The following is a 13,616-nucleotide window of genomic DNA, read 5'->3' on the forward strand; positions in this document are numbered from 1 at the left end:
CCGTCGATTCGCTCTAAAATCGCTGTTGTCTTCGCGAGAACATATTCTCATGACTACGCGCTCAGCCATCAAGACAAGCACGCTGCTGGCCCAGACGGCGGCCATTGCAAGCGATGTCGCCGCCAGGCACGCGGCCGATGTCGATTCGAAAAGCCGCTTTCCGCAAGAAACCTTTGACGCACTCAGACAAGCCAGATTGCTGTCGGCAGCCGTGCCTGCGGCATATGGCGGCGTCGGCGCAGGCATGCTTGAACTCGGCGCGCAGTGCGCTGCATTGGCCCAGGGCTGTGGTTCGTCGGGGATGGTGCTGGCGATGCACCATATCCAGGTGGCCTGCATGGCCCGCCATGGACGAGACTCGGCGTTCTTCGAGCGTTACCTGCGCGAAAACCTCGTCGAGCGCCAGGAACTGGTGGCTTCGATCACGTCCGAAAACGGCACCTTCGGTGATACCCGTTCGAGTGTATGTGCCATCGCGATCGACAAAGATCGCATGTCGCTCGAAAAGGACGCCACCACGGTTTCCTATGGTGCACACGCAGACGCGCAACTCGTGACCTGTCGCCGCACCGCCGATGCGGCGGCCAGCGATCAGGTTCTCGTCCTGTTCGAAAAGGGCAGCTACACGCTCGCACAAACCGGCACCTGGGACACGCTCGGCATGCGCGGCACCTGCAGTCCGGGAGCGAAATTCGCCGGCAACGGGGCTGCCGGACAGATCCTTCCAGGGTCGTTCGCCGATTCCTCCGCGCAGACAATGGTGCCGTACTCGCACATCCTGTGGTCGGCGCTATGGTCGGGCATTGCGGCGGATGCCATCGGTCGGGCTGCTGCCTTCGTGCGCGCTGGCGCACGCAAGAATCCGGGCAGCGTGCCGCCCAACGCCATCCGGCTTGCGCGCGCGCACGTCGAGCTGCAGGCGATGCGCAACAATTGGGAGGCGTGCGCGATCGAGTTCGACGAAATGACGGCGAGCGATGATCAGGCGGCGCGCGAGACCCTCGGCACGATGGGTTGGGCGCTGAAGATGAATCAGCTCAAGATGGCTTGCTCCGAAGTGGCGCCGCGGCTGTGCCACGAGGCGCTGCAGATCATCGGCATCATGGGTTACAAGAACGATTCGCCGTTCAGCGTGGGACGCCACTACCGCGACGTGCTGTCGGCGGCATTGATGGTTTCCAATGAACGTATCGCGGCGAAGAGCGCGTCGATGCTTCTCGTTTTCAAGGACGACTGACCATGACGGCAACTGCTTACGATCCGATCGCGTTCCACGAAGGGCTGGTCAAGCACGGCCTGATCGTCCCCGCCGGTGTCGACGGAATATTCGGGCGTGGCCACGTATTCGAGGACGTGCTCGATCGTTTCGACAAGCTGATTCTCGACATCGCTGCAAAAGACGGCGCACAGGTGCTGCTGTTTCCGCCGACGATCGACCGAACGATCATCGAAAAGACCCACTACATGGACAGCTTTCCGCACCTTGTCGGCGCGGTCTACAGCTTCTTCGGCAAGGAACTGGCGGCGCGCCAGTTGAGCGAGCACATCCACGCGGGAGACGCCTGGGGTGAGCATCTTGCGATGACGCACGTCTGTCTCAACCCGGCCGCGTGCTATCCGGTCTATCCGACCTTGACCGGCAAGGTGCCGGCGGATGGTCGGCTGGTGACCTTGTTCGCCTGGGTGTTCCGCCACGAACCGTCGATCGAGCCGACTCGGATGCAGGCATTCCGCATACGCGAGTACGTCCGCTGCGGGACGCCGGAACAGGTCGTGGAGTGGCGCAACATGTGGCTGCAGCGTGGTATCGAATTGTTGCAGTCGCTCGGCCTGCCGGCGCGCGCGGACGTCGCTTCCGACCCGTTTTTCGGCAAGGGCGGCAAGATGCTCGCGAGCAACCAGGTCGAGCAGCAATTGAAGTTCGAGGTGCTGGTGCCGGTGATCTCCGAGGAAAATCCCACCGCGACCTGTTCATTCAACTATCACCAGGACAAGTTCGGCGAAGCGTTCGACATCAAGACACCCGATGGCGAGACGGCACATACCGCCTGTCTTGGCTTCGGCCTGGAGCGTGTGACGATGGCGCTGTTCCAGGCGCATGGCTTCGATCCGGCGGCGTGGCCGGTCGCTGTCCGCCAGAAATTGTGGCCGTGACATGCGTGCCAAGGCGCTTACCCTCGATCCGTTGACGTATCAGCGGCACGCCTTGCATGCCGAAGAGCGGCAGTGGGTCGAGAAAAACTGCTATTTCGACGTCTGGATCGAGTTGATCCATGCGCTCGGCTGCGATCCATGCGCCGTGATCCCGGTCGTCGCCGCCCTCGACTTCGAAGGCGACCAGTGGACATTCTACAAGCCACCGCTGGACGAGCTGCGTGATCTCTACGGCATCGAAGTCAATGAGATGACGGCGTGGCGGCCGATGCTCGAGCATGCGACCGAGCATCTCGGTGCCGGCAAGATGATTTCCGTCGAGGCAGATGCCTGGTGGCTGCCGGACGTGACCGGTACCGACTATCGCCGCAATCATGTGAAGTCGACGATTGTCCTGGTCGATGTCGATCCTGACGCGCGTCGGCTCGGCTATTTCCACAATGCGTCTTATTACTCGCTCGACGGCGAAGACTTCGACCGCACCTTCCAGTTGACCGACGTTGACCCCGCCTTCCTGCCGTTTTTTGCCGAACTCGTGCGCGTCGATCGCCTCGTCCGGCGTGCACCGGGCGAGCTGGCGAAGATGTCGCGAGCGCTGCTCAAGCGGCATCTCGCCCGTCGGCCGCGAGACAACCCGATCGAGCGTTTCGCTGCGCGGTTCCAGCGCGAACTGCCGGAATTGCAGGAGCGTGGACTGGAGCACTATCACGCCTGGGCGTTCGCGACGCTGCGCCAACTGGGCTCGGCCGCCGAGTTGATGTCATTGCACCTGCGCTGGCAGGCTGCGCGAGGTACGGGGATCCCTGACGATGCCGGTGCGCTGACGCCGGCAGTGACAGCGTATGAGACGATCTCGGGCGGTGCGAAGGCGTTCATCCTGAAAGCAGCGCGCGCGGTCAACACACGGCGTCCCTTTGAGACAACGGCGATCTTCGACGATTGGGCCCGAGCATGGGAACAGGCGACGACGACATTGGATGGCATCGATTAGCATGGGCGAATCATCAAACATTAGGGTCGGCATCGACCTGGTCAGGATCAGCGCGATCGCCGAATCATTGGCCAGTTTCGGCGATCGCTTCCTGCATCGTGTGTTCACGGAAGCCGAGGTTACTTATTGCATGAGTGCACCGATGCTTGTTTCATCTCGACTGGCCGTGCGCTTTGCCGCGAAGGAGGCGACGCGCAAGGCGTTGCGCCTGGACGGCGTCGGTTGGCGCGATATCGAAGTGGTTCGCCAACCGGACGGTGCCTGCGACATCGAGTTGCACGGCGCGACCATGGCCAAGTGTGGTGCCGGCCGTTTGGCACTTTCCATGAGCCATGAAGGCGATCACGCAACCGCCGTGGTCATTGCAGACAGGAACCGTCAATGAGTGAAAACGCCGCAAAGATCCGAACCGTTCTCAAAGAGCACGCGCGCCTGAACCGCGACGCGGACACGCTCAGCGACGACTCCGACCTCTATCAGGCGGGCATGACCTCGCATGCCAGTGTCAACGTCATGCTCGCGCTTGAGGGCGAGTTTGACATTGAGTTTCCCGATCACATGCTCAAGCGCAGCGTGTTCGAAAGCGTCGGTGCGATCGTTTCGGCGATCGATGAATTGACCGAGGGAAGATAATGACACGCGTGCGCAGTGTTGGGGGAACACGGCGCTACCTGATCGACAGCGGCTGGGAATTCGCGGCCGCCGAACCGGGTTCGACTCCCGAGCAGCTCGACCTGCTGGACTGGAAACCTGCGACCGCACCCAATACCGCGGCTGGCGCGCTGCGGGACATCAAGGCATGGGATTGGGATGTCGCCTGCGATTTCGATGCGAAGGACTGGTGGTGGCGCATCCGCCTGAGCGATGCGCATGGGCCGGCCGGTCCCGCCGTGCTCGGCTTCGATGGGCTGGCGACGCTGGCCGATGTCTGGCTCGATGGCGTGCATCTGCTTCGCAGCGACAACATGTTCATCGCGCACGAAGTGCCAGTCGTCTTGAGTGGGACGCATGAATTGCTGATCCGCTGTGCCGCGCTGGCGCCGGAACTGGCGAAGAAGCGTCCGCGGCCACGCTGGCGCGTACCAATGCTGGCGCATGCGCAGTTGCGCTGGTTTCGCACCACCTTGCTTGGCCGCACGCCAGGGTGGTCGCCGCCGTGCCCTGCCGTGGGACCGTGGCGGCCGGTCTGGATCGAGCAACGCATGCTCATGCTCGGCGAAGTCACGTTGCACAGCCGGATCGAAGATGGCGCCGGCATCGTCGATGCGACCGCCGAACTCGGGGCCGACGTCACCGATGCGGTGTTGATCGTCGAGCGCGATGGCCAGCGCGCAAGCGGAAAACTGCTGCTGCGCGAACGTCGCTGGTGCGGCAACGCGACGGTCAATGCGCCCCAGCTGTGGTGGCCGCATACGCACGGCGAATCCGTATGCTACCGCGTTTCGATCGAAGTACACCGTGCCGGTGACAGCGTCACGATCGAGCTTGGTTCCACCGGCTTCAGGACCATCGAGATCCAGCGGGATAACGGTGACTTCGCGCTGCGCGTCAACGGTGTCGATGTATTCTGTCGCGGCGCGTGCTGGACACCGCTCGATGTCGTCACGCTCACCGCCACGCCGGATGCCTACCGCCATGCGATCGCACAAGTCTGTGCGGCCGGCATGAACATGCTGCGTATCAGCGGTACGATGGTCTACGAGGACGATGCATTCCACGATGCGTTGGATGAATACGGCATCCTGCTCTGGCAGGACCTGATGTTCGCGAACATGGACTATCCCGAGGACGAATCCTTCGTCGCGGGCGTGCTCGGTGAGGTCGACCAGCAGCTCGCGCGTCTGCAGGCGCGCCCGTGCCTCGCGCTGGTCTGCGGCAACAGCGAAGGCGAGCAACAGGCGGCGATGAGCGGTGCGGCGCGTGAGTTGTGGTCGCCACCTCTGTTTCACGAGACGATCGCGGCGCGCGCCCACGCACTGGGTATCGCGTATACGCCGTCGAGCGCGCATGGAGGCGCATTTCCACATGCAGCCAATGCGGGGACATCATCGTATTACGGCGTGGGCGCCTACCTGCGCCCGCTGGACGATGCCCGACGCAGCGAGCTCGTGTTCGCCTCGGAGTGTCTGGCCTTCGCGAATATCCCGATCGACAGCGGCCTTCCTGGCAACCTCGCGCTACGCGTCCATCACCCGGCGTGGAAGACGCGCGTACCACGCGACCTCGGTGCTGGCTGGGACTTCGACGATGTACGCGATCACTACGTCGAGCGGCTCTACGGTATCGACCCCACATCGCTGCGCGTATCCGACCACGAACGCTACCTGGCGTTGGGACGGATGGCCACCGGTGAAGTCATGGCGCAGGCGTTTCTGGAATGGCGGCGCACACGCTCGCCGACACGTGGTGCATTGGTCTGGTTTCTGCGCGATCTCTGGCCGGGCGCGGGTTGGGGCGTAATCGACGCGCATGGCACGCCCAAGCCGTGCTTCCATGCGCTGCGTCGCGCGCTTGCGCCGACGGCAATCGCGTTCAGCGATGAAGGAGTCAACGGTCTTGCCGTCCATGTTTTCAATGATGGTTCCGCAGCACTTGACGCACATGTAGAGATCACCTTGTACCGGGCCGGCGAAATTCGCGTCGGCAACGGCGCCTCCGATGTTCACGTGCCAGCCCATAGTGCAACCGAGATAGCGACATCGACGCTGTTCGAAGGCTTGCTTGATCTATCCTTCGCGTACCGGTTCGGGCCGCCCATGGCCGATGTCGTGCACGCCGTTCTGTACTCGGACGCTGGCTTGATTGCAGATGCATTCTGGTTCCCGACGGGACATTCCTCGACTCGCGTAGCGGATGTTGGCCTTGCTGCATCAATGAAGTCGGGTGCGAGTACGCATGAACGTATCGTCCAGGTCAGCGCGCGCTGCTTCGCGCAGTCAGTGACGGTCGAAGTCCCCGGTTTTGTTGCGGACGACAATGGCTTTCATCTCGCGCCTGGACAATCACGCACCATTGTTTTGCGCGAGCATTCCATGACGCGAACCCCGACGCGCGGTGCAGTGAGCGCACTCAACGCGGAAGCGGCGGTGCGTTTCGACATGCAATGAATACGATGAGTATCAACGTCGCCGATCAGCGCACGGTCGCGCCCCCCGCGGAAGCAGGTTTTTTTTCCGGTCCGGGATCGCGGGCACGTTTTGGTTGGCTGCATCGCACCAGCCTGCCCTCGACGGGCGTCGGCTTGATCATCGTTCCGCCATTCGGCTACGAGGCGGTTTGCGCGCAACGTTCAATGCGTCATCTTGCCGAAGCTGCTGCACATGCGGGAATTACGGCAGTGCGTGTCGATCTCGATGGCAGCGGCAACAGTGCTGGCGACGATCTCGATCCCGACCGGGTCGATGGGTGGCTGGCAAGCATCGACGATGCCTGCGAGCTCGCGCTTGGCGCGGGTGCAAATAGGCTCGTACTCGTCGGCGTTCGCCTGGGCGCCACGCTTGCCACGCTGGCAGCACTCCGTCGCAACGATATCGCCGGCATCGTCGCGATCGCCACCGTGCCGAGTGGAAAGGCACTCCTGCGCGAAGGTCGCATTTTGCAGATGACACTGGGATTGACGCCGGCCCCTGCAGCTTCCGCCGCACTGGATGATGTGCACGAACTGGTGGGTTTCGCGCTGACCGCGCAGACGCGCGAAGCATTGAGCCAGATCGATCTGCTCAAGCTGACGCAGGCTCCAGCAACTGCGATGTTGCTGCTCGATCGCGATGATCTCGCGGCGAACGATGCCTGGGCGGCACACCTCCGATCACTTGGTGCCAAGGTCGATCAACGTCGGCTGCCAGGCTATGTCGACATGGTGCTCGATCCCCACCGCGCACAGGTCCCGCAGGCGATCATCGATGCCACGGTCAGGTTTGCAGCCACACGACCTGCGTCCACCAGACATCTTTTTCAGCACGATGTGGCTGTACTGGAGCGCCGCAGAGAGTTGCGCCACGCCGAGGCATCGATCGTCGAGGAAATGGTTGCGCTTGATGACTGCCTGTTCGCGATCGCCACGTATCCGCTCGGAGCGCCGCGCCGCGCCGTCATCCTGCTCAACGCCGGCGCGGTCGGGCACATCGGACCCAACCGCTTGCATGTGATTCTCGCACGTCAGTTGGCCGCTGCCGGCGATCTCGTCCTGTGCCTCGACGTGTCAGGCATCGGCGACAGTCGCCAGCGTGCTGGCGCTGGCGAAAACGTCGTCTATTCCGAGCATGCGGTCGCCGATGTCGGTGTTGCCGTCGATTGGGTGCGTCGCGCCGGCGCAGCCCAGGTCGCGGTCGTCGGTCTGTGCTCGGGTGCCTATCATGCGTTGAGGGCCGCGCTCGCCGGGCAGCCGATCGATAGGGTGGTTGCGATCAATCCGCTGACTTTCCACTACAAGCCCGGCATGTCGCTCGATTTCGCCGACTTTCGACTTGCGGAAGACGCGATGCGTTACCAGAAGTCGATCACCAGTGGCGCTTCGTGGCAAAAGCTGCTGCGTGGCAAGGTCGACCTCGCACGGGTCGCGAGAGTATTTCTCTATCGCACCCGAGCCGCCATTACGCGCCCGCTGCGCGAAGTTTTGCGGCGTCTGCATGTTCCGTTCGGCGATGACCTCGGCAGCGAGCTCGATGCTCTGGCCGGGCATGGCATCGCCCTGCGCTTCATCTTCGCTGCGGACGATCCGGGGCAAAAGGTGCTCATGGAACAGGGCGGCTCCGTAGTGCCAAAACTCGTTTCAACCGGACGTCTGCGAATCCAGACCATTTCCGGTGCGGATCACACCTTCACCGCGCGTTGGACACATCCCATTTTGCTCGACGCGATCAGTGAGGCGCTCGAGCGCTGATGTCCAGACCGCCGACCGAAATGTCGCACCAACATCTTGCGGCACTGGATGGCCTCCGTGGTGTCGCGATCCTGCTGGTGTTGCTGCATGGTTTCGATGTCATCCAGTCTTCGGCAGGGTTCGGCCATGCACTTGATGCCGTGCTCGATCTCGGCTGGATCGGCGTGCAGCTGTTTTTCGTTTTGTCGGGATTCCTGATCACCGGCATCCTGCTCGATAGCCGGCATACGCCGACCTACTACAAGAGTTTCTTCGTGCGGCGCGTGTTGCGCATCTTCCCGCTTTACTACGGCGTACTGCTCACCGCGTTTGTCGTGCTGCCCCGGCTCGCACCAGCCATCGGCGGAGGCGAACATCAGCTCTGGCTGTGGATCTATCTGGCCAACTTCGCTGCGCCGTTCGGTTACGGAGAGCCCGCGTTTCCGCATTTCTGGTCGCTATGCGTCGAGGAACAGTTCTATCTGCTGTGGCCGTTTGCAGTGCGCCACGCGGGGCGTCGCGGCGTGATCGCGCTCAGTACGCTGCTGGTCATCATTGCGATCGGAAGCCGCCTGTATGTGCGCTATCGTCTGGGCGAGCCGATCGGTCACGAAGCTGCCTACATGTTCACGCCGTGCCGCATGGACGCGCTCGCCATCGGAGCACTTGTCGCGGCATTGCTGCGTAGTGAGCACGGTGCCACCTGGCTTGTACGCTACCGGCCGCAGCTATTTGCCGTCGGTGGTCTGTTGCTGTTGCTGGTCGGAGTGGCATGCGGTCACCTGCAGCGCGTCGGTGCAATGATGCAGACCATTGGCTACACGCTGATCGCGCTCGGGTTTTCGCTGGTGCTGATCAGCTCACTGAGGCAGGGGGGAATGCCTGCTCGCCTGCTCGCCTGGGCGCCGTTGCGTCGTTGCGGTATCTACAGTTACGGCATGTATGTGTTCTATGCGCCGCTGCATCTTTTCGTCGGCTTGCCACTACTTGCAAAAATCGGTTCCATGCCCACACTCGCAGAAGCGTTGGTCTATGAAGCCGCTGCCATCCTGGTGACATTCGGCCTCGCGGCCATTTCCTGGCATGCCTACGAACGACGCTTCCTGGCGTTGAAATCGCGACTCGCACCGCTGCCCACGACATGAAACTTCCTGAGCATCGCTGCAATATCGGCGGGCTATCCGCGATCACGATCGGCGATCCGGGCGCGAAAATCGTGGTGGTCGTATTGCATGGACGCATGATGCACGCGGCGGATCTGGCACCCTTCGCGCACGCGCTGGGAATATCTGTGTATTTCGTCATTCCGGATGCGCCGCTGCCCGCCATGCCGAGCGGGCGTACGTGGTGGCCCGTCGACGCCGAGGCGCGCGCGCAGGCACTCGTCAATGGTGCTGCCGACCTGCACGCACTGGACCCGCCCGGTCGTTCGGTAGCGCGTGGCTTGCTGGCTTCGCTGTGCGCGGAGGTCGCGTCTGACAAACGTCTCGTGCTGGTCGGTTTCTCGCAGGGCGGCATGCTCGCGATGGACTACGTGTTGCATGGTGGCCGCGCGGACGCGCTAGCCCTGCTTTCATCGACGCGCATCGCGTTTTGCGACTGGCAGCCGCGGCTGGCATGCCTTGCCAGCCTTCCGGTACTGATCACGCATGGCCGCGCGGATGTCGAACTCTCCTTCACCGCTGGCGAAGGCTTGCGCGATGCAGCGATACGCGGGGGCGCCGACGTCACCTGGTTGCCGTTCGATGGCGGCCACGAAATTCCGCTGATGGTTTGGCGCGCCTTGCGCCAGTTTCTGCGGCGATTCTGATGTGGGCACACAATACGGGTACCGGCTCAGCATGACTGAATAACGCGAGTGCCGATGCCCGCTCATCTGGATGTTCAAGAGCATGATCAGCAAGTGCCAGATTGTTTGCGCGTTGGCCTGTGTTATCCGGCGACGTGCGAGAACATTGGCCACTTCACGGCAGGAGGCATGGTGGCAGTGAGGCCGTGCGCCTGTGGTCTTCGTGCCGGCCGGGGATGAGCATGCATTGATCGCGCGACTCCACAGAAGGCCGCGAATGGCGACGCCCTCTTAGTGCTTGCGCTCCACGTACATCAGATGCGGGCTTTCGGGTGCCCGCTCATTCGGGTCCAGTGAACGCCCGGCTTCATCGAATACCTCGATCGTCTCGAATCCGAACTGCTGCAGTTGCTTGCGTTCATAATCCTGGCGGACGTAATAGTGGAGGAGCGCATGATCGTGACCGTCGTCATCGAGAAGTGCGTAGTCGGGGCGCACTTCGCGCAACGGTGTCATGCGCATATGGTTCGCGACTTGCCGAACCCATCGCAACAGGTTGAGAAGCAGCGTGACGGGATTGCGAGACAATTCCAGCCGCGGAGCCGACAAGGCATTGAACAAATCGCGATTATGCGAGGAGAACATGAACGTTCCGTCGCGACGCAATACGCGCGCTACCTCGCTCAGGGTTCGCCCACGGTCTTCATGGTTCACCGCGTCGATGACATTGCAGGCACCCAGCACGAAGTCGAAAGACCCATCCGGGAAACAAGACAAATCGCGCATGTCGCCGAGGTGTACGGAAACGGCGGGCATCGTGGCCTGCATCGTCGCGACCATCTCCGGCGAGTAGTCGATTGCCTCGTACCGCCGTGCCAGCGGGGCAAGGTAGATCGTGGTACGACCGGCGCCGACGCCTAGATCCAGTATATCGAGCTGTGCAAACGTGGCGTGATATTTGAGCAGCGCCATGGCTTCGACACGCGTCAAGGTCTTTTGCTGGTAGTGCCGAGCCACGCCACGGGCGTGATACACCTGCCGGTTGCGATCGTCTCCCGTGGTCGACATGTTCGTCACCCCCGCAGCTGGTTAACCGCCGCATCAGCTTATGCCCCTGCTTTCAAAACAGCCAGCGGAGCTTGCGGGAAATCGGTTGCCCAGCGCGTTGCGACGCGGCTGGGAACGAATCCGCCGCAGTACTGCGGAATGATGTCGAGCACGCCCAGCCACGATGTGCCGATCTCGCCTCGCCAAGGCATCAGCGGCGTTGGTATCAAGGCAGCATGCAGGAGACGGTGAAACTGTCCGGACCCAAGCGACGCAACAACATGCAGGCGACTCAATCCTGCTCGCAACGTGCGCGGCGCCGATGCCGCCACCACAACACCAGCACGGTCAGCACCGCCAGACCGACCAGCGCCCACAAGCTGCCTTGGCCGCGGCGCACCCATTTCATCAGCCATTCGTGGTTATCTGCGCCGAAGTAGCCGAGGTACACCCAGAACGGCACGCTGATCAGCGCGGCCAGCCCATCGATCAGCAGGAAGCGGGTAAACGACACGCGATGACTGGTGCCGGCGATGATGTAGACCGTGGTGCGCATGCCAGGCAGGAAGCGCGCGATGAACAGCATGCGGTTGCCGTAGCGCACGAATTTTTCCTGCACCATCGCATAGCGCTTGGGGGTGAGCACGCGTGCCACCAGCCGCCATTTCAGCATGCGCGCACCGTAGTGGTGACCGAGCAGGAAGATCGCGGAATCACCCAGCAAGACGCCAAACATCGCCAGTGCGAACATGCCGTGCACATTGACGTAGCCAAGTCCGGCGATGACGCCGCCCGCGACCAGGGTGATGTCTTCCGGCAACGGCAGGCCAGCGCCACAGATCATCAGCGCGATGAATACCGCGACATAGCCGTTCTCGGCGAAGATCGTGATCAGTCGTTCAAGCAGATCCATTGCTGTCCTTTGGGCAGAAGTATTCTGCACGCGTCACCGTGCTTCCAACTCCGATTAAACCTGACAACTTCATAGGGCGCGCGACAGCGGAGTTATGCGAATGGAAAGTAAATCACGCAGTTCGGACTTTTCGGCCTCACTCAGGCTGTTTCGTTCCTTGGTCATCAAGATCGCCTTGCGCTGAATAACTGCTTCTCTCTCCATTTTAGCCAGCGCGTCAAAAAACTCGGTGCGTTGCGCTTCCGGCTCACCGACTGACAACGAGGCCATCAGCTTCTGCAGCGATGGATACTCCGGCCGTTCGGCAAAATGCTCCACCAGCATCGCCGGATTGATGCCGGGGCGCGAGCGCGCAATGTCGAGCAGTTCGCCAAGCAATTCCACACCGGGCTTGTCCAGGCGCAGGAAGCGGTAAGGCTTTTCCACCTGATCGGCCACACCTGGCTGCGCCAGCAGCAACGAGATCGCGCTGCGCACCAGGCTGCGCTGCACGGCGACCGGCCGTTGCACGGCGCGATGCGTGGCGGGATCGGCTTGCAATACCGCGCGAGCGCCACTGCGCCGCTCCAGCTCCTGCGCCATCAGGTCACGGAATGCGCCATCGGGCAGTTTCGCGATCAGTGGACGGGCGCGCTCGGCGAGCCGCGCGCGACCGTCGAGGCTGCCCATCTCCACATCGTGCGACAGTTCGTTGAAGAAATAATCCGACAGCGGCATCGCCTGCTTGATGCGCTGCTCGAAGCCCTCCTTGCCCTCCTTGCGTACCAGCGAATCCGGGTCCTCGCCATCGGGCAGGAACAGGAAGTACGCCTGACGGCCATCGCGCAGTCGCGGCAGGGCGGACTCCAGCGCCTTCCACGCGGCGGCACGGCCGGCGCGATCGCCGTCGAAACAGAACACCACATCCGGTGCGGCGCGGAACAGTACCTCGGTGTGCTCCGGCGTGGTCGCCGTGCCCAGCGTGGCCACCGCGATCGGCAGCCCGGCCTGGTGCAGCGCGATCACATCCATGTAGCCCTCGACCACCACGATCCGCAGCAGGTTTGCGTTGGCCTGCTTGACCTGCCACAGCGCGAACAGCTCGCGGCCCTTGTGGAACAGCGGCGTCTCGGGCGAATTCAGATATTTCGGCGACTGCTCCGAACTTAAAACTCTGCCGCCAAAGGCGATCACCCGGCCACGCCGATCCAGAATCGGGAACATCAGCCGCTCGCGGAAGCGGTCGTACTTGCTGCCGCGTTCACTGCTCGCGACCATGCCGGCCTCGTTCAGCAGCTGCAGGCGTCGCTCGCTGGTGCCCAGCGACTTGATCACGCCGTCGTAGCCGGCCGGCGCCCAGCCCAGCCGGAACTGCTTGATGGTTTCCGCGTCCAGCCCGCGCTTCTTGCAGTACGCCTGTGCCTCGGTGCTGCGCGGCAGTTCGCCCTCGTACCAGGCGGCGGCCGCATCCAGCAGCGCGTAGAGATCAGTCTTGTCCTCGCGCGGCGCCGCCTCGCGGCCACCTTCGCGCGGCACCTTCAGGCCGACCGTCTGCGCCAGTTCCTCGACCGCGTCGGGAAACTCCAGCCGGTCATAGTCCATCAGGAACTTGATCGCGCTGCCATGCACGCCGCAGCCGAAGCAGTGGAAGAACTGCTTGGCCGGGCTGACATAGAACGACGGCGAACGTTCGTTGTGGAACGGGCAGCACGCGGTCCACTCGCGCCCGGCCTTCTTCAACGGCACGCGCCGCTCGATCACGTCGACGATGTCGACGCGGGCAAGCAGTTCATCGATGAAGCTGTCGGGAATCAGGCCGCGCATAAGCGCCCAGTTTAGTCGGACACAGGCTCAAGTGCCTGGCGACACCAAGCCTGCACAG

At 62.6% G+C, this 13,616-nt stretch carries 13 protein-coding genes; 9 read left to right on the plus strand and 4 right to left on the minus strand.

The features are described from left to right. Positions 1-49: 49 nt before the first annotated feature. From B0E48_RS15580 to B0E48_RS15605, 6 genes are read left to right on the plus strand one after another with little or no spacing between them, the layout of a single operon-like run. Positions 50-1,237 carry an acyl-CoA dehydrogenase family protein gene (locus tag B0E48_RS15580; protein WP_077519060.1) on the plus strand — a complete coding sequence of 396 codons (1,188 nt, stop codon included), beginning with the start codon at positions 50-52 and terminating at the stop codon, positions 1,235-1,237. Between the two features lie 2 nt (positions 1,238-1,239). Further along, on the plus strand, positions 1,240-2,154 hold the full coding sequence (locus B0E48_RS15585) for an amino acid--[acyl-carrier-protein] ligase (RefSeq protein ID WP_077519061.1): 915 nt from the start codon (positions 1,240-1,242) through the stop codon (positions 2,152-2,154). A 1-nt stretch (position 2,155) separates the two neighbouring features. Next, complete coding sequence (locus B0E48_RS15590) at positions 2,156-3,145, plus strand: DUF1839 family protein (RefSeq protein ID WP_168170382.1); 990 nt, start codon at positions 2,156-2,158, stop codon at positions 3,143-3,145. Between the two features lies 1 nt (position 3,146). Beyond that, the gene (gene acpS, locus B0E48_RS15595) at positions 3,147-3,530 is read left to right on the plus strand and encodes a holo-ACP synthase (RefSeq protein WP_077519063.1); all 384 of its coding nucleotides are present in this window, start codon (positions 3,147-3,149) and stop codon (positions 3,528-3,530) included. Further along, positions 3,527-3,778 carry an acyl carrier protein gene (locus B0E48_RS15600; RefSeq protein ID WP_077519064.1) on the plus strand — a complete coding sequence of 84 codons (252 nt, stop codon included), beginning with the start codon at positions 3,527-3,529 and terminating at the stop codon, positions 3,776-3,778. The genes acpS and B0E48_RS15600 overlap by 4 nt, the downstream gene beginning before the upstream one ends. Then, complete coding sequence (locus B0E48_RS15605) at positions 3,778-6,252, plus strand: glycoside hydrolase family 2 protein (protein ID WP_077519065.1); 2,475 nt, start codon at positions 3,778-3,780, stop codon at positions 6,250-6,252. Before B0E48_RS15600 ends, B0E48_RS15605 begins: the two co-directional genes overlap by 1 nt. A 182-nt stretch (positions 6,253-6,434) precedes the next feature. On the opposite strand, the gene B0E48_RS17925 is transcribed toward B0E48_RS15605, so the two are convergent. Continuing rightward, on the minus strand, positions 6,435-6,803 hold the full coding sequence (locus B0E48_RS17925; RefSeq protein ID WP_217318080.1) for a hypothetical protein: 369 nt from the start codon (positions 6,801-6,803) through the stop codon (positions 6,435-6,437). On the opposite strand from B0E48_RS17925, the gene B0E48_RS15610 reads away from it, so the two are divergent. From B0E48_RS15610 to B0E48_RS15620, 3 genes are read left to right on the plus strand one after another with little or no spacing between them, the layout of a single operon-like run. Further along, the gene (locus B0E48_RS15610; RefSeq protein WP_217318083.1) at positions 6,798-8,027 is read left to right on the plus strand and encodes an alpha/beta fold hydrolase; all 1,230 of its coding nucleotides are present in this window, start codon (positions 6,798-6,800) and stop codon (positions 8,025-8,027) included. The genes B0E48_RS17925 and B0E48_RS15610 overlap by 6 nt on opposite strands. Further along, positions 8,027-9,151: an acyltransferase gene (locus tag B0E48_RS15615; RefSeq protein ID WP_077519067.1), complete on the plus strand. Its 1,125-nt coding sequence runs from the start codon at positions 8,027-8,029 to the stop codon at positions 9,149-9,151. The genes B0E48_RS15610 and B0E48_RS15615 overlap by 1 nt, the downstream gene beginning before the upstream one ends. After that, a complete protein-coding gene (locus tag B0E48_RS15620; protein ID WP_077519068.1) occupies positions 9,148-9,816 on the plus strand; it encodes a hypothetical protein in 669 nt (222 codons plus the stop codon). Before B0E48_RS15615 ends, B0E48_RS15620 begins: the two co-directional genes overlap by 4 nt. 270 nt (positions 9,817-10,086) lie before the next feature. Here the strand turns inward: B0E48_RS15620 and B0E48_RS15625 are convergent, their stop codons facing one another. From B0E48_RS15625 to dnaG, 3 genes are all read right to left on the minus strand, one after another. Next, complete coding sequence (locus B0E48_RS15625) at positions 10,087-10,767, minus strand: class I SAM-dependent methyltransferase (protein WP_168170384.1); 681 nt, start codon at positions 10,765-10,767, stop codon at positions 10,087-10,089. A gap of 367 nt (positions 10,768-11,134) precedes the next feature. Next, entirely contained in the window at positions 11,135-11,755 is a 621-nt protein-coding gene (locus B0E48_RS15630; RefSeq protein WP_077519070.1) for a DedA family protein, read from the minus strand. Between the two features lie 69 nt (positions 11,756-11,824). After that, positions 11,825-13,558 (minus strand): DNA primase, encoded by a 1,734-nt coding sequence (gene dnaG, locus B0E48_RS15635; RefSeq protein WP_077519071.1) that lies wholly within the window; start codon positions 13,556-13,558, stop codon positions 11,825-11,827. Positions 13,559-13,616 lie beyond the last annotated feature (58 nt).

The sequence above is a fragment of the Rhodanobacter sp. C03 genome (genome assembly GCF_002001175.1).
In the GTDB taxonomy this organism is placed as follows: domain Bacteria; phylum Pseudomonadota; class Gammaproteobacteria; order Xanthomonadales; family Rhodanobacteraceae; genus Rhodanobacter.